Here is a 15,851-nt window from a genome sequence, read left to right on the forward strand (position 1 = left end):
TGGGGGGCGTGGTGAATCCTGCATGAAAGGCCGGACGTGTCCGGTTGCGACGAGAGTAATGCTGGGAAGTCCCTGAGAGCAGCCCTCCCTGACCGATCAGGCGCAACATGGCACGGATCGGACCACGCCCCGCTCGGATCGGACGAGCATCCGATCAGGGACGGATGGAGCCGGGCGACCGGGGCGCCATGCCCTGCAGCATGAACTCACGGAGGCTGTCGTAGACCGGCGGCGACTTGACGAGCATCGCGGTGACGACGGCGGCGCCCGCGGCGACGAGCATCGGCACGGTGACGGTCGTGATCGCGGTCATCTCGACGATGAGCGCGACGCCCGTCAGCGGCGAGCGGACCACCGCGGCGAAGAGCGTCGACATGCCGACGATGGCCATCGCGATCACGAAGTCGGTGCCCAAGCTCGGGTCGAAGACCTGCACGAATTGTCCGAACAGCGTCCCGGCGATAGCGCCGAGAGCGAGCATGGGCGCGAAGAGACCACCGGGGGTGGCCGCGGAGTAGGACAACGGGCCCATGAGGAATCGCACCGTGAGATAGAGCACGAGCACAGGCACCGCGAACGCCTGCCCGGCAAGGAGCAGCTGGGTGAGCGAGTCTCCCCCGCCGACAGCGAGAGGGTCGATATAGAGCACGGCGCCGATGACCGCGCCGACCACACCGGCCCGTGCGATCGGTGAGAATCGCGTCATCCGACGGTTCAGGCGCATCAGGCTCATCACCAGTACGTTGTACAGCGCTCCCGCGAGCCCGAGGAGAACACCGAAGACGAGGAACATCGGCAGGGTTCCGAGGGGCGGGACCGGAATGTCGTGCACCGCGAAATCAGGGCTGTCTCCGATCACCAGCCGCGCGCACGCGATCGCCGCACCCACTCCCAGGACGGTGGGCACGATCAAGCGATAGCTTGCCGACTTCGCGACCTCCTCGAGGACGAACACCGATCCGCCGACGGGTGCGTTGAAAGCGACGGCCAGTCCCGCGCCCGACATCGCCGTCGACAGGGTGCGCACGTCCTCATCCCGCAGGCGGGCGGCCCGCCCCACCCCGACGCCGAGCGCGGCACCCATGTGTACGGTGGGACCTTCGCGACCGAGCACCATACCCGAGCCGATCGAGGCGAGTCCTCCGACGAAACGCGTCGGAACCACCGAGAGCGGCGGAATGGTCAGCTGGTTGCGATAGACGGCTTCGACGTCCTGGATGCCGCTGCCCGAGGCCCGCGGTGAGAGCTTGACCAATGCCGCCGCGAAGACCGCACCGGCAACACCGAACGCCACCACGAGCAGCCACCCGAGCGGTACACCGTGCGCCCACTCAGAGAGGTGTTCGCGCCAGGCCGCGGCTTCGACGAGCAACCACCGGAACGCGCCGCCGAGAAATCCCACGATGATACCGGCGACGACGGCGAGGATCCCGAGCACGAGCACTGTGCGCCCCGCGCTCGATTTCGCCGTCCCCGCATCGCTCACGAGGCCACCCTAGGGGGTGGCACCGCACCACCCCTGCCGAGGTAGCACTCGACGAAGAGACGCGGCACGATCACAACGCCCCACCGAGCGCGATGCCCGCCACCGCCACGGCGATCGTGAGGGCGAGCATCCCGACCGCGTTCGCGAGCGCCGCACCCCATTCCCGCTCGGCGACGAGACGCACCGTGTCAACCATCGCGGTGCTGAACGTCGTGAAACCGCCGAGGAGTCCCGCGCCGACCACCGCCAGCCACGGCAGGGCGAGCACGGAAGACTGCGCGAGGCCGGTGACGAACCCGAGGAAGAACGACCCCACCACATTCACGACGAAGATGCCCCATGGGAATCTCCGCGGAACACCCCGCGTGAGCGCGGCGTCGGCGAGCAGGCGGCCCACGGCGCCGACCCCTCCGGCGAGCGAGAGCAGGACGAACGTGCCGACGGTCATCGAACAACCCCCGGTTTCGCGCGGCGACGGCCCGCAGCGAGTCCGAGCGCCGCGCTCACCAGTCCCCCGGCGAGCGAGAGGATGCCGTACGCGAGCGCGCCGGACGGGTCGTCCGCCAGCCGCGCGGCGACATCGACGGCGAGCGCGCTGTACGTCGTGAATCCGCCGAGCGCGCCTACCCCGACCAGAAATCGGACGTCACGCCGACGCTCGCTCTCGTCGCGCGATGAGAGGAGCGAGACCAGGAGGCCGAGGGCGAAAGCCCCGGCGAGGTTGACCGCGAGCACCGCCCAGCGGCCGTGGACGCTCGCCGCGGTGACGAGGACGATGCTCTCGCGCACTGCGGTGCCGACGACTCCCCCGACGAAGACGAGCAAGACGGACCGCCACGAGACCAGGATGCGGCGGGCCGCAGGCTCACCCATCGCGAGAACCTCGCCCCGTGTCACGGAAGAACGCCACCCCCAAGTCGGGGTGGTCGACGAACACGCCGTCGACCTCGGCGTCGCGGATGATCTGCCATTCCGCGGGCCAATCACCGTGCGCGGCGCGGTCGCGCCCCTCACGGAATTCCGGGAGGAGGAATGCGTTCTCGGGCCGGCACGTCCACGTGAACACGAGAAGCCCTCGCGCATGCGCGTCGGCGACGACCGACGACGGGTCCACGGCGCGACCGCGGGCATCCGATGTGAGGATCATCCGCTTGTCGACGCTGATGCCGTCGACGAGGTCGGCGATACCGTCGAGCCCGGCGGGGGTCGCCGTGTGCCGGTACGTCGGCGCGTCTGCACCGAGAGCGGCGACAAGGTCTGCGGGTTGTCCGGATGCCTCGAGAAGATAGACGAGGGGGCACCGAAGACCGCGCTCACGGATGCCCGACAGCACGGTGCGTTCGAAGGACTCGACCGTCAACGGGAAGGTGCCGTCTGCCCAGCCCGCATCCCGAAGCTCGTCGACGACCATCGTGGCGACGTCCCACCCCAAGGAAGCGAAGTACGTGGCGTGCTTGATCTCGAGGACGACGCCGATCGGCCGGTCTTGCTCTGTAGAGGCATCCCGCACGAGATCCAGCACGTCCCGCAGGCGCAGGACCGATTGTTCATCGTCGAACGACGCGCTCGTGGGTCGCAGTCCCGGCAGACGCTCACGGCACCGCAACGTCTGCAACTCAGCCCACGTGAAGTCCTCCGTGAACCATCCCCTGACCTCGTCGCCGTCGATGGTCTTCGTCGTCCGCCGCGAGGCGAACTCCGCGCGATCGGCGACATCCGTGGTCCCCGAGATCTCGTTCTCATGGCGCACGACGAGAACGCCGTCGCGCGAGAGGACGACATCGGGCTCGACCGCATCCACCCCCATCGCACAGGCGAGCGCGTAGGCGGACCGCGAGTGTTCGGGACGATACCCCGAGGCACCGCGGTGCCCGATGACGAGCGGGGGCCGATGTCGCACGCGACCAGGCTAGTCGGGCCGTGGGGGTCCTTCGCCGGGATCTGCGTAACTCCACGAATCCTGCGCGACAAGCCGCGGGAGCCTGCCGCTGCCCCGCCGCGCGCTCCATATCCGTGGAGTTGCGCCGGAGGATGCCCGATGACCGCCGGGTGCCCGAAAAGGATCGGGTCGCCGGCCTCACGCGATCACAACGCCACATCGGGCCGTGCTCATAGCCCCCTCACAGCCGGATTCCGCCGCGATGTCGCCCGTGGTCGGATATCGTGGAACCCACAGCACGACGCTGCGACCCCCGACTTTGGAGTGTGAGAGCGCATGGCCCTCAACAACCCCGCATTCAACAACCCCGCCTTCCAGGACGAGCGCGCCGTGCGCACGTACCCGGGTGGCGCGCAGGCCGCGAACATCGGCGGCGCTTCCCAGACCGCTTCCGCCCAGCACGCGGGCGTCGACGCAGCCGCCAACGCCCAGCTCGAGGGCATGTACGCGGCACCGGCGGCCGGCTCGCTTGAGACCGACCGGATGTCGTACGAAGACACCATCTGGAAGACGGTCGGTCTCTTCACGATCCTCGTCGCCACCGCGGCCGTCGGCTGGTTCTGGACCCTGGGTGGCGCGCTGAGCATCACGGGCGACCCGAACCAGCAGGTCACCATGATGCCCTGGATCCTCGGCGGCCTCGGCGGATTCGTCCTCGCGATGGTGATCATCTTCACCTCGCGCAAGAAGGTGCGCCCCGCGCTCATCTTCGCCTACGCCGCCTTCGAGGGCCTCTTCATCGGCGGCATCTCGGCGTTCTTCGAGATCATGTACCCGGGCATCGTCATGCAGGCGACGCTCGCGACTCTCGCCGTCGTCGGCGTGACTCTCGCGCTCTTCGCCAGCGGCAAGATCCGTGCCACGAAGAAGGCGACGAAGATCTTCCTGATCGCGATGATCGGCTACATGGTCTTCAGCCTGCTGAACCTCATCCTCATGTGGACGAACGTCCTCCCCGCCGACCAGGCTTTCGGCCTCTACAGCGCAACCATCATGGGAATCCCGCTCGGCCTGATCATCGGCATCCTTGTCGTCATCATGGCGGCGTACTCGCTCGTTCTCGACTTCGACTCGATCCAGCGCGGTGTGCGCAACGGCGCACCTCGTCAGTACGGCTGGATGGGCGCGTTCGGCATCATGGTGACCGTCGTCTGGCTCTACGTCGAGATCCTCAGAATCATCGCGATCGTGCGCGGATCCAACTGATCTGACACTCACCGAAGGGGCCGTCCGAGAGGACGGTCCCTTCGTCGTTCGGCAGACGTTCCGCCTATAGTGACGTCATGACCGGGCGGTGGCGGGTTCGCATTTCCGCACTCGCGGTGTCGCTGGTGGCGGCGAGCACGGCGCTCGTGGCATCGGATGCCGCAACCGCCGCTCCCCCGCATCCCACAGCGGTCCTCGCCGCTGAGTACGAGGCGGCCCCGTGCGTCGTCGAGATCCCCGTCGAGCGGCGCGAGCGCGTCACGTGCGGCTACCTCACGGTTCCCGAACGCCGCGACGACGATGCCGATCCCGAGCGCACGCTGCGCTTACCGGTCACCGTGATCCAGACCGGTGCGCGTGACGCCGAAGACGACCCCGTCGTCATTCCCGTCTCTCGCGACGCGGGTGGCGGTATGGCCTCCGTGGTGACTCACGTGCTCGAAGACGCCGCGTGGGCGACCCGCGATCGCGATGTGATCATCGTCGAGCAGCGAGGTGGCGTCTTCGCCGAGCCCACCCTCGTGTGCGACGAGCTGTCGTTGGAGCGCACGATCGTCGACGGCCGATTGGCCACGGCCGCTGAGCGGCAACCGCAACGACTCGCGGCGATTCAGGCGTGCCGTGACCGCCTCACCGAGGCCGGCGTCGATCCCTCCGCGTATACGACGGCCGCCTCCGCCGCCGACCTCGCCGATCTTCGCGCCGCGATGCGCCTCGACGCATGGAACGTCGCCGGAATCGGAGACGGTTCGCGCGTAGCACTCACGCTCCTGCGCGATCACCCCGAGGGGCTGAGAACGGTGGTCCTCGACAGCGTCGAGCCCCCGCAGGTGGATCGGCTCACCCTCGCTCCCGACGCGCTGACCGCGTCGATCACCGCGCTGCTCGCCCAGTGCGGTGCCGACCGCGAATGCGGCGACCGCTACCCCGATCTGCAGGCGAGCCTCGACACCGTGCTCGCGAACGCGGAGGCGGCACCGCTCGAGATCACCGTCAAGAGCCCGGTCGACCGCGCGCCCCTGGTGGTGTCGCTCGACGACGAAGACGTCATGCGCGCGCTGCGCGCCGCCCTCGCCGACACCTCGATCGTGCCGGTCCTGCCGTTCGTGATCGACCGCCTCGCAGCCGGCGACACCGCCGCGGCACTCCCGGTCGCGCAACGATTGATCGATGAGGCGGATGCCGAGCTCGACGGTGCCCGACTGTCGCGCGTGTGCGCGGAAGAGCTTCCGTTCACGATCGACGAGACCACGGAGGAGACCGCCGAGAACGCGGGCGCAGCGCTGAGCGCGCACATGCCGACGCTCGAAGCACTCCGCGAGGAGTGCGCCGTGTGGGAGGTGCCCGCAGCGGCCGCCGTCGAAGCGCAGCCCGTCGAGGGAACCGTGCCGACGCTGCTCCTCTCGGGAGCAGACGACCCCATCGCACCACCGGAGTGGGCGGAAACCGCGGCGAACGGGCTGTCCGCCGCATCCGCGCACGTCTTCCCGTCTCTGGCGCATGCGCCGCTGTGGACGACCGACGACTCTTGCGTGACGTTCATCACGATGCAGTTCCTCGCCGACCCCGGTGCCGACAACGACACCAGCTGCCCGAGCCGCATGACCTCGACCGTGTTCCTCACGACCGCTGACGTGCAACCGACCTCCGCGCTGTATCGGCTGGCCGTCGATGTCGCCGAGGACCACCGCCTCGGGCAGATCATCGTCCTGGTCCTCACGCTCGGCATGCTGTTCGTCACCTTCGTCTACGGGTGCGCGTACGGGATGCGGTGGCTCGCGCGCCGGCGCGGCCGCGCCCCGGAGGGTGCGGTGCTGAGCGCCACCGTCGCCGCGGGCTTCGATCTGGCGTTCGCCGGCGGCATCCTCTGGCTGCTGTCGACAGGCGACCCCCTCGTACTCGCCTTCGGGATCCCCGCCGCCGCCTGGCCATTGCTCCTGCTCCCGTTCGCCGCCCTCGCGTCGACGGCCGTGTTGATCGCAGTGCTCGTGCGCGCGTGGCGCGGCGGCGACGGCACCTTCGCCCACCGGGTGTTCCTCTCGGTGTCGGCGATCGCGACGGTCGCCTTCACCGTGTGGCTTCTCGCCCGGGGGTTGCTGTTCCTGTAGCCGAATGCCGCGGGAGCGGCCGCGATCAGCAGCGCCGCGAGGGGCGCGCGAGCGCGGCGTTCGCCACCTCAGCGAGCGCCGCCATGGCGTGATCCGGATCCACGGCCGCGGCTGCGACCACGGCCTCACGGGAGAGTCGGGCGTGGAGGTCGGCGTCGGTGAGGACGCACACCAGCGCATCGGCAAGCGCGGATTCATCGGCATCTGCCACCAATACTCCGCCGCCATCCGCGAGCAGCTCGCGTGGCCCGTAGGGCGCGGCGTACGACACCACCGGGCATCCGTCGGCGAGGGCTTCAACGATCGCGAGGCCCTGTCCCTCGTAGGCAGACGTCGACAGGAACACCGAGGCCGTCGCGAGCTCATCGGCGACACGATCCGACGGGCCGTGCACCGTGACCCACCCACCCATCCCGAGCTCTCGGACGAGGGCGTCCAGCCGTGTGCGCTCGGGCCCGTCACCGAAGATGTCCAGCCGCGCCTGCGGCACCCGCTCGGCGACGTCCCGGAACGCACGGATGGCGTGGTCGATGCGCTTGCCCGGCGCGAGCCGGTTGAGCATGACCACGCGTCCAGGCACCCGCACCGGGCGATCCGGACCGGATGCCGCAGGTGCCACGCCGTGCGGGACCACGACGTGCGTATCGGACGGCCCGAACCGCGCGACGACGTCAGCGCGTTGCGCATGGGTGGGCCACAGGACCGCGTCGAACCGGTCGGCCACACCGAACCAGCGGGACCACAAGGCGTTCATCGGGGCGTCGGGCGTATACGGCGGCTCGAGATGGATCGTGTGGATCGCGTGCAGCACGCGCACGCCCGGGTCGTTCCAGTCAACGAGCAACTCCCCCAGTTGCCGCGATTCGCACACGACGACGACCGGCAGGTCAGAGTCGCGCGCGCGCACTCCGTCGACGACGTGCTCGAGCCACGCCCGATACAGAGCTCCGAATCCATCCACCGCACCCACGACCTCGCCGTCATCGCCGCGCACGACGATGGGCGCCGTGGTGGTGTGCCAGTCCGGGTCACCGACGATCACCGGCAGGTCGACGACGGGGCGGGATGCGGCATCCGTCACTGCGCGGTACTCGAGCGCGGGGTCGGGCTCGCCCGGGTGGCTGGCGTCACGAAGCCACTGCGCGGCCCCGCCCGACGGCGCCGCGGCCTCGTCGAAGAGGTTGCGCATCACGCCCGAGTCGGCGATCCGGCCGCGCTCGAGGAACGCCGCCCGGTGCTGCGTGTGGTCCGCCGCCGACCCTGGGTCGACGGTGAGCAGCAGCGGTCCGCGACCGCCGTGCACGCCCGCCTCCGCCATCTGGCGCGCACGCGCAAGCGTGGCCAGCGTGTATCCACCGTCGAGGTCCGGGATGAGCCGGCTCGACAGGACGAGGTACTCGGCGTCGGGAAATCGTGCTTCGACGCCGTCGTGGGTCACTCCCACTCGATCGTGCCCGGCGGCTTCGACGTCACGTCGAGCACCACGCGGTTGACGTCCTTCACCTCGTTGGTGATGCGGTTCGAGATGCGCGAGAGGACGTCGTAGGGCAAGCGCGTCCAGTCGGCCGTCATGGCGTCTTCGCTCGAAACCGGTCGCAGCACGATCGGATGCCCGTACGTGCGGCCGTCGCCCTGCACACCCACCGAGCGCACGTCGGCGAGGAGGACCACCGGGCACTGCCAGATCTCGCCGTCCAAGCCGGCCTTGGTCAACTCTTCGCGGGCGATGGCATCGGCGTCACGCAGAATCTCGAGACGGTCAGCGGTGACCTCACCCACGATCCGGATGCCGAGGCCGGGGCCCGGAAACGGTTGACGCCCCACGATCGCCTCGGGCAACCCCAGCTCGCGGCCGATCGCCCGCACCTCGTCCTTGAAGAGGGTGCGCAACGGTTCAACCAGCTCGAATTGCAGGTCTTCGGGCAGACCGCCCACGTTGTGATGCGACTTGATGTTCGCCGTGCCCGACCCCCCGCCGGACTCGACGACATCGGGGTACAGGGTGCCCTGCACGAGGAAGCGCATCGGCTCCCCTTCGGCTGCGGCTTCGGCGATGAGGTCTGCCTGCACCTGCTCGAAGGCGCGGATGAACTCGCGCCCGATGATCTTGCGTTTCTGCTCGGGATCGCTGACGCCCTCGAGTGCGCTGAGGAACCGCTCGCGCGCGTCGACCGTCACCAGGCGTACGCCGGTCGAGGCGACGTAGTCGTTCTCGACCTGCTCACGCTCGCCCTTGCGCAGCAGTCCGTGGTCGACGAAGACCGCGACGAGCTGATCACCGACCGCTTCGTGGACGAGAGCGGTCGACACGGCGGAGTCCACGCCGCCCGACAGAGCCGAGAGCACGCGACCGCCGCCGACCTGCGCCCGGATGCGGGCGACCTGCTCGGCGATCACGTTGCCGCTGTTCCAGTCCGCGGGCAGCCCCGCGGCCTTGTGGAGGAAATTCTCGATGACCGCCTGGCCGTGGTCGCTGTGCTTGACCTCGGGATGCCATTGCACCCCGTAGAGCCGTCGCTCGTCGTCACCGAACGCCGCGACCGGCGTCGCCTCGGTCGAGGCCAGCACCGCGAAGCCCTGCGGAGCGCGGGAGACTTGATCGCCGTGACTCATCCACACGTTCTGCTCTACCGGCTGCCCACCCAGGAGAACGCCGCCGTCGTTGGCGATGACCGCATCCGTCGCCCCGTACTCACGCAGCCCGGTGTGGGCCACGTCGCCCCCGAGCGCCTGGGCCATGACCTGGAATCCGTAGCAGATGCCGAGCGTCGGCACACCGAGGTCGAAGACGGCGCGGTCGAGCGACGGGGCGTCCTCGGCATACACCGAGGAGGGTCCGCCCGAGAGGATGATCCCCACGGGGTTGCGCTCGGCGATCTCCTTCGCCGTCGCGCTGTGCGGCACGATCTCGCTGTAGACGCCGGCCTCGCGCACGCGGCGCGCGATCAACTGCGCGTACTGCGCGCCGAAGTCGACCACGAGGACGGGTCGCTGGGAGGTTTCTGTCTGCTCGGTCACCGCAGGTTCTCCGTCGGGATGGCGTGGGTCAGGGTCGAATGCTCGGCGCCCGAGTGCAGTTCGGCGCCCTCGCGCTCGGCGAGGTAGGTGCGCACCTCACGCGCGACGCGCGCCTCCATGAAGAAGGACAGCAGCGGGATCACGCCACCGAGCGCGAGGAGCAGGAAGCGCGGGAAGGGCCAGCGCATGAGGCTCCAGATGCGGAAGCACGAGAAGAGGTACACGACATAGAACCAGCCGTGGGCGACGAGGATGAACAGCGAGACATTGAAGCCGTCGCCGACCGACGTCATCTCGCACGTGTTGGTCATGGGGGCGAACAACGACCACCACTGGCAATCGGCTCCCACGATGACCGGAGCGAACCACAGGGCACCGCCCGAACCGCCGATGAACAGTTCCAGATGCAGCGGCGTGTACTTGAGGATCATCTCGGCCACGAGCAACAGCAACCCGACACCGGTGATGACCGAGCAGATCTCGTAGAACTTCAGCGCTCCACGGATCGCCGGGAACGAGGCGAGTTTCGGGGCGCGCGGCATGTCGTCCAGCTTACCCGCGGGCCTCGGCGCTCTCGTCCTCGAGGTCTTCCAGCTCCTTCTCCCAGGCATCCTTGGCGAGGCGGTACCAGAGGTAGAACGCGAAGCCGGCGAAGATCGCCCATTCGATCGCGTAGAAGATGTTCAGCCAGTTGACGCTCGAGCGCTCCAGCGGAGGAGGTGAGGCGATGTCCACGAGCGGCTCGGGCGCCAGCTCGGATGCGATGTATGAGCGATAAACGTCAAGCCCCTCGGCATCGTGCCACCTGCTCAGCAGCGCCGCCGGCGACATCCGGTTCATCGTGAACGGATCGACGTCGTCATCGGGCGGAAAGGGTCCCTCATCGGCGATGAGGCGGCCCGTCAGCGTAACCGGCACGTCGCCGCCGAGTGTGGTGGCGAACTCGCCCGCCGCGCGAGTCGCCGCATCCAGACTCGGCGCCCACCCCAACGCGACGGCGACGGATGTGGGTTGCACGAGGTCGGCGATGCGCAGCTGGCCGGTGACCCAGTAGCCCTCGACTCCGTCGTTGTAACGGCCCTCGACGACGAGGAAGTCCTCGGCGATCCAGCGCCCCGTCACCTCGACACGCTGGCCGACGAGGGGATCCGGAAGGTAGACGCCCGGCTCTGAGACCTCTTCGAGCGGACGCACCTGCTCGGTCGCGCCCGGCGGCGGCGGGTCGGTGTCGATCGCGTTGGACAGTTGCCACTGACCGAGCCACGCGAACACCCCCGCGACCACGAGGCAGAGCAGGAGCATCGCGATCCAGCGCGGGCGCAGCATGACCTCGCGCAGCGTTGGAGGGAACACCGGCGGGGCACCGGCCGCGTCGACCGGCACAGGTCCGGTGCCCGTGGGGTCGGACGACGTCATTCGGCGCCGTAGGGAGCGACGACGACCTCGACGCGCTGGAATTCCTTGAGGTCGGAGTAGCCGGTGGTAGCCATCGACTTGCGCAACGCCCCGATGAGGTTGGCCGTGCCGTCTGCGACCGGCGCAGGACCATAGAGCACCTCTTCGAGCGACGTGACCTGGTCGACGTGCACGCGGCGGCCTCGCGGCAGCTTCGAGTGGTGGGCCTCAGGCCCCCAGTGGAACCCCTGGCCGGGGGCATCCGTCGCGCGGGCGAGGGCGACGCCGAGCATCACCGCATCGGCACCCATCGCGAGCGCCTTGACGATGTCTCCCGACGTGCCGACGCCCCCATCGGCGATGACGTGCACGTAGCGGCCACCGGACTCGTCGAGGTAGTCGCGCCGCGCGCCGGCGACGTCGGCGACCGCCGTGGCCATCGGTGCGTGGAGCCCCATCGTCACTCGTGTGGTCGAGGCTGCGCCCCCGCCGAATCCGACGAGCACGCCCGCCGCGCCGGTGCGCATGAGATGCAGCGCCGCCGTATAGGTCGCGGCACCTCCCACGATGACGGGAACGTCGAGGTCGTAGATGAACTTCTTGAGATTCAGTGGCTCATCCACGCTCGACACGTGCTCGGCCGAGACGGTCGTCCCCCGGATGACGAAGAGGTCCACGCCCGCCGCGACGACGGTCTCGTACAGCTCCTGCGTGCGCTGGGGCGTGAGGGAACCTGCAACGGTGACACCGGCCGCCCGGATCTGCGCGAGGCGATCGCGGACGAGTTCCGGCTTGATCGGCTCTGCGTAGATCTCCTGCATGCGCCGGGTCGCGTCGTCGTCGGGGAGTCCCGCGATCTCGGCGAGCAGGGGCGTCGGGTCGTCGTACCGCGTCCACAGCCCTTCGAGATCGAGCACCCCGAGACCACCGAGCTGACCGAGCATGATCGCCGTCTGCGGGCTGACCACCGAGTCCATGGGCGCCCCGAGGACCGGGATGTCGAAACTGAAGGCGTCGATCGTCCACGTCGTCGACACATCCTCCGGATTGCGCGTGCGCCGCGACGGCACGACCGCGATGTCGTCGAACGTGTAGGCGCGGCGAGCGCGCTTGGCGCGGCCGAGTTCGATGTCCATGCTCACGCGCCCAGCCTACCCGCGGGGCACGACAGCAGTGGATGCGGCTCCGCGCTCCGCGCTGACCGTCGCCGGCTCACGCCGCCGAGTATCGACCCGAGCGCTCCGCCCGCGCGCGAGCCTTCGCCGCCTCTTCTTCGCGATTCTTCGGCGGAGCGTTCGTGACGAGGTCGTCGAGCAGGTGCTGCGTCACGTGGGCGATCTCGTGCACCGCCCGCTCGAACGCCTCCTGGTTGGCCTGCGATGGCTTCGTCGTCCCGGCGATCTTGCGCACGTACTGCAGTGCGGCGGCGTTCACCTCAGCCGATGTCGCGGCGGGTTCGTAGTTGTGCAGGGTGCGGATGTTGCGACACATGCCCGAACGATACGCCCGGGATGCGGCATCCGTCACCCCGCCGGCGGCCTGCGTCGATCAGCGCTTGTAGTTCGGGGCCTCGACCACGATCTGCACGTCGTGCGGGTGCGACTCCTTGAGGCCCGCCGCGGTGATGCGGACGAACTTTCCGCGCGCCTTGAGCTCGTCGACGGTTCTCGCGCCGACGTAGAACATCGACTGACGCAGTCCCCCGACGAGCTGATACGCAACGGCAGAGACCGGACCACGATAGGCGACCTGACCTTCGATCCCCTCGGGAATCAGCTTGTCGTCGTTGGGCACGTCGGCCTGAAAGTAGCGATCCTTCGAGTACGACGTCTTCTTGCCGCGCGTCTGAAGGGCACCGAGCGATCCCATGCCGCGATACTGCTTGAACTGTTTGCCACCCTGAAAGACGATCTCGCCGGGTGACTCGTCGGTACCGGCGAGCAGCGAGCCGAGCATGACGCTGTCTGCTCCGGCGACGAGCGCCTTCGCGATGTCGCCCGAGTACTGCAGCCCGCCATCGGCGATGACCGGCACCCCGGCCTCACGCGCTGCCAACGATGCCTCGTAGATCGCCGTCACCTGCGGCACACCCACACCCGCCACGACACGCGTCGTGCAGATCGAGCCGGGGCCCACACCCACCTTGACCGCGTCGACGCCCGCGTCGATGAGCGCCTGCGCACCCTCGCGTGTTGCGACGTTCCCGCCGATGACGTCGATGTGCGCGAACGACTCGTCTGCCTTGATCCTGCGAACGATGTCGATGACCCCGGCCGACTGCCCGTTCGCGGTGTCGACCACGAGAACGTCCACGCCCGCATCCCGCAGCGCCTCGGCACGCTCCCAGGCGTCGCCGAAGAACCCGATCGCCGCGCCCACGCGCAGACGCCCGTGATCGTCTTTGGTGGCGAGAGGATATTTCTCGCTCTTGTCGAAGTCCTTGATCGTGATGAGACCCGCGAGATGCCCCTTCTCATCGAGCAACGGAAGCTTCTCGACGCGATGCTGCGCGAAGAGGGCGATGACTTCACCCGCGCTGATCCCGACGCGACCGGTCACGAGCCCCTCGCGGGTCATGACGTCGGCGACCCGTGTGGTGTGGCGTTCGAAGCCGGACACGAAACGCATGTCGCGGTTCGTGACGATGCCCACGAGCAACCCCGTCTCGTCGACGACCGGGAGGCCGGAGATGCGGTACTGGCTGCACAGCGCATCGACCTCGTCGATGGTCGCATCCGGCGTCGTCGTGATCGGGTCGGTGATCATCCCCGACTCGCTGCGCTTGACCCGATCCACCATCGCGGCCTGATCGGCCACCGACAGATTGCGGTGGATGATCCCGATCCCGCCCTCGCGCGCGATCGCGATCGCCATGCGCGACTCGGTCACCGTGTCCATCGCGCTGGACAGCAACGGAGTGGCCACCGTGATGCGGCGGGTCACGCGCGACGACGTGTCGGCCTCACTGGGGATGACATCCGTGTGGCCGGGAAGAAGCAGGACGTCGTCGTAGGTCAATCCGACGAAGCCGAAGGGGTCGTTGTGCTCCATTGGTTCTCCTGCGCCGTTCGGGACATGGGCGCGTGTGCTCGGGGTGGGTGCGTACGGCCGGGCGCGGAGAACCCGCCGCACTCGATTCTACGTCGTGGCATCCACCGCTCGGCGCCCTTGGGCGTTTTGTTCGACCCCGTCGAGATTTTTGCTTCGATTTGGTCACGGCGCCCCGATCGATACTGTGCGAAACACCAGCGACACATTAGGGTCGTACCGTCGTTCATCACAGCCGATGCGATCCGAGTTCCTCGGTTGCGTGCGCTGGCTTGGAGGTTCTGTGGGTCCTACGACTATGACCGCGAAACGGAAGCAGCATTGGTTGCTCGTCGCGGCCGCCGCCATTTTCGCGGCGTTGATGCTCATCGTTTCCGCGCCCTCCGGCGCCTGGGCCGATACCGACGATCCTCCTGAAGAACAAGAAGTCACCGACTTCTATTTCGGCGGCATCATCACCAACGAGGGCGAGCCCGTCGCCGGCGTGACGATGATCGTCGAAGGCGGCGGTTTCACCGCCGAGACCGAAACGGATGCCGAGGGCCGCTGGCGCCTGTACGTGCCCGAGAAGGACGACTACGTCCTCACGGTCAACGAGGACACCCTTCCCAGCGGCGTCATCGTGGACCCCGCCCAACTCGGCGACGGCATCGCGCTGAAGGACGGCACATCCGGATCCTTCGACGTGTCGTTCGGGCTGACGGGGTCGAAAATCATCAACCTCTTCCTCGGAGAGGGTGAACGCGTCACGACCTCGTTCTTCGACCAGTTCGTCGAACGCGTCATCAACGGACTGAATTTCGGCCTGCTCCTGGCCCTCGCCGCCATCGGCGTCTCGCTCATCTTCGGCACGACGGGACTGACGAACTTCGCCCACGCCGAGATGGTCACCTTCGGCGCCGTCATCGCCGTCGCGCTGGGTGCGGGATTGGGGATCCCGATGTGGATCACGATCCCCCTCACAGTCGTCATCGGCGGACTCTTCGGGCTCACGCTCGACGCCGGGCTGTGGAAGCCCCTCCGGCGACGAGGAATCGGCTTGGTCCCCCTCATGATCGTGAGCATCGGTCTCTCGTTGGCGGTGCGCTTCACCTTCCAGTTCTTCATGGGCGGCTCCACCTCCCAGCTCCCCGGCGCCGGGTCGCCGAAGATCGAGCTTTTCGGACCGATCGCCCTGTCGACCGTCGACATGATGTCGATGGCCATCAGCATCGTGGTCCTCATCGCCGTCGCGTTCTGGCTCCTGCGGACCCGCGTCGGAAAGGCGACTCGGGCCATTTCCGACAACCCCGGCCTGGCCGCGGCATCCGGCATCAACGTCGACCGCGTCATCCGCATCGTCTGGATCCTCGCAGCGGCACTCGCCGCTCTCGCGGGCATCCTCTGGGGCTACTTCCGCCCCGGCGTGCGCTGGGACATGGGCATGCACATCCTGCTCCTCATCTTCGCCGCCGTCACGCTCGGCGGCCTCGGCACGGCCTTCGGCGCGCTCATCGGCGCCCTGATCGTCGGCCTCCTGGTCGAGGTCTCCACCCTGTGGATGCCGTCCGACCTCAAGTACGTCGGAGCACTCGTCGTACTGATCTTGATTCTGCTGGTCAGGCCACAGGGCATCCTGGGCCGAAAAGAGAGACTGGGATAGGGGGCGACC

General features: G+C 68.4%; 14 protein-coding genes. 3 read left to right on the forward strand and 11 right to left on the reverse strand.

Annotation, left to right across the window (positions count from 1 at the left end):
- Positions 1-154: 154 nt before the first annotated feature.
- From ACFQZV_RS13210 to ACFQZV_RS13225, 4 genes are all read right to left on the reverse strand, one after another.
- On the reverse strand, positions 155-1,486 hold the full coding sequence (locus ACFQZV_RS13210; RefSeq protein ID WP_378752386.1) for a ClC family H(+)/Cl(-) exchange transporter: 1,332 nt from the start codon (positions 1,484-1,486) through the stop codon (positions 155-157).
- Positions 1,487-1,556: 70 nt separating this feature from the next.
- Positions 1,557-1,934 carry a fluoride efflux transporter FluC gene (locus ACFQZV_RS13215; RefSeq protein ID WP_378752384.1) on the reverse strand — a complete coding sequence of 126 codons (378 nt, stop codon included), beginning with the start codon at positions 1,932-1,934 and terminating at the stop codon, positions 1,557-1,559.
- Complete coding sequence (locus ACFQZV_RS13220) at positions 1,931-2,359, reverse strand: fluoride efflux transporter FluC (RefSeq protein ID WP_378752382.1); 429 nt, start codon at positions 2,357-2,359, stop codon at positions 1,931-1,933. Before ACFQZV_RS13220 ends, ACFQZV_RS13215 begins: the two co-directional genes overlap by 4 nt.
- Entirely contained in the window at positions 2,352-3,386 is a 1,035-nt protein-coding gene (locus ACFQZV_RS13225) for a glycerophosphodiester phosphodiesterase family protein (protein ID WP_378752380.1), read from the reverse strand. Before ACFQZV_RS13225 ends, ACFQZV_RS13220 begins: the two co-directional genes overlap by 8 nt.
- Before the next feature lie 315 nt (positions 3,387-3,701).
- Here ACFQZV_RS13225 and ACFQZV_RS13230 point away from each other — a divergent pair, with 315 nt between their 5' ends.
- Together ACFQZV_RS13230 and ACFQZV_RS13235 are read left to right on the forward strand one after the other, a co-directional pair.
- On the forward strand, positions 3,702-4,631 hold the full coding sequence (locus ACFQZV_RS13230; protein ID WP_378752378.1) for a Bax inhibitor-1/YccA family protein: 930 nt from the start codon (positions 3,702-3,704) through the stop codon (positions 4,629-4,631).
- Positions 4,632-4,708: 77 nt separating this feature from the next.
- On the forward strand, positions 4,709-6,739 hold the full coding sequence (locus ACFQZV_RS13235) for an alpha/beta hydrolase (protein ID WP_378752376.1): 2,031 nt from the start codon (positions 4,709-4,711) through the stop codon (positions 6,737-6,739).
- A 25-nt stretch (positions 6,740-6,764) separates the two neighbouring features.
- Here the strand turns inward: ACFQZV_RS13235 and ACFQZV_RS13240 are convergent, their stop codons facing one another.
- The 7 genes from ACFQZV_RS13240 to guaB form a co-directional block, all read right to left on the reverse strand.
- On the reverse strand, positions 6,765-8,177 hold the full coding sequence (locus ACFQZV_RS13240; protein WP_378752374.1) for a glycosyltransferase: 1,413 nt from the start codon (positions 8,175-8,177) through the stop codon (positions 6,765-6,767).
- Positions 8,174-9,757 carry a glutamine-hydrolyzing GMP synthase gene (guaA, locus tag ACFQZV_RS13245; RefSeq protein WP_378752372.1) on the reverse strand — a complete coding sequence of 528 codons (1,584 nt, stop codon included), beginning with the start codon at positions 9,755-9,757 and terminating at the stop codon, positions 8,174-8,176. Before guaA ends, ACFQZV_RS13240 begins: the two co-directional genes overlap by 4 nt.
- The gene (locus ACFQZV_RS13250) at positions 9,754-10,299 is read right to left on the reverse strand and encodes a DUF3817 domain-containing protein (RefSeq protein WP_378752370.1); all 546 of its coding nucleotides are present in this window, start codon (positions 10,297-10,299) and stop codon (positions 9,754-9,756) included. Before ACFQZV_RS13250 ends, guaA begins: the two co-directional genes overlap by 4 nt.
- A gap of 10 nt (positions 10,300-10,309) precedes the next feature.
- Positions 10,310-11,083, reverse strand: a complete 774-nt coding sequence (locus ACFQZV_RS13255; protein WP_378752446.1) for an SURF1 family protein — start codon at positions 11,081-11,083, stop codon at positions 10,310-10,312.
- 86 nt (positions 11,084-11,169) lie between these two features.
- Positions 11,170-12,288 carry a GuaB3 family IMP dehydrogenase-related protein gene (locus ACFQZV_RS13260; protein WP_378752444.1) on the reverse strand — a complete coding sequence of 373 codons (1,119 nt, stop codon included), beginning with the start codon at positions 12,286-12,288 and terminating at the stop codon, positions 11,170-11,172.
- Between the two features lie 76 nt (positions 12,289-12,364).
- Positions 12,365-12,643 carry a DUF2277 domain-containing protein gene (locus tag ACFQZV_RS13265; protein WP_378752368.1) on the reverse strand — a complete coding sequence of 93 codons (279 nt, stop codon included), beginning with the start codon at positions 12,641-12,643 and terminating at the stop codon, positions 12,365-12,367.
- 57 nt (positions 12,644-12,700) lie between these two features.
- Positions 12,701-14,203 (reverse strand): IMP dehydrogenase, encoded by a 1,503-nt coding sequence (gene guaB / locus ACFQZV_RS13270; RefSeq protein WP_378752366.1) that lies wholly within the window; start codon positions 14,201-14,203, stop codon positions 12,701-12,703.
- Between the two features lie 295 nt (positions 14,204-14,498).
- Here guaB and ACFQZV_RS13275 point away from each other — a divergent pair, with 295 nt between their 5' ends.
- Positions 14,499-15,842 carry an ABC transporter permease subunit gene (locus ACFQZV_RS13275; RefSeq protein ID WP_378752364.1) on the forward strand — a complete coding sequence of 448 codons (1,344 nt, stop codon included), beginning with the start codon at positions 14,499-14,501 and terminating at the stop codon, positions 15,840-15,842.
- The last annotated feature ends 9 nt before the right edge of the window (positions 15,843-15,851 follow it).

It is taken from the genome of Microbacterium koreense (assembly GCF_042677105.1).
GTDB lineage: Bacteria > Actinomycetota > Actinomycetes > Actinomycetales > Microbacteriaceae > Microbacterium > Microbacterium koreense.

Excerpts from the sequence above, each read along its gene's own strand:
- ACFQZV_RS13215 (WP_378752384.1), bottom strand. The coding sequence starts at position 1,934 with ATGACCGTCGGCACGTTCGTCCTGCTCTCGCTCGCCGGAGGGGTCGGC.
- ACFQZV_RS13220 (WP_378752382.1), bottom strand. The coding sequence starts at position 2,359 with ATGGGTGAGCCTGCGGCCCGCCGCATCCTGGTCTCGTGGCGGTCCGTC.
- ACFQZV_RS13230 (WP_378752378.1), top strand. The coding sequence starts at position 3,702 with ATGGCCCTCAACAACCCCGCATTCAACAACCCCGCCTTCCAGGACGAG.
- ACFQZV_RS13235 (WP_378752376.1), top strand. The coding sequence starts at position 4,709 with ATGACCGGGCGGTGGCGGGTTCGCATTTCCGCACTCGCGGTGTCGCTG.
- ACFQZV_RS13250 (WP_378752370.1), bottom strand. The coding sequence starts at position 10,299 with ATGCCGCGCGCCCCGAAACTCGCCTCGTTCCCGGCGATCCGTGGAGCG.
- ACFQZV_RS13255 (WP_378752446.1), bottom strand. The coding sequence starts at position 11,083 with ATGCTGCGCCCGCGCTGGATCGCGATGCTCCTGCTCTGCCTCGTGGTC.
- ACFQZV_RS13260 (WP_378752444.1), bottom strand. The coding sequence starts at position 12,288 with ATGGACATCGAACTCGGCCGCGCCAAGCGCGCTCGCCGCGCCTACACG.
- ACFQZV_RS13265 (WP_378752368.1), bottom strand. The coding sequence starts at position 12,643 with ATGTGTCGCAACATCCGCACCCTGCACAACTACGAACCCGCCGCGACA.
- guaB (WP_378752366.1), bottom strand. The coding sequence starts at position 14,203 with ATGGAGCACAACGACCCCTTCGGCTTCGTCGGATTGACCTACGACGAC.
- ACFQZV_RS13275 (WP_378752364.1), top strand. The coding sequence starts at position 14,499 with ATGACCGCGAAACGGAAGCAGCATTGGTTGCTCGTCGCGGCCGCCGCC.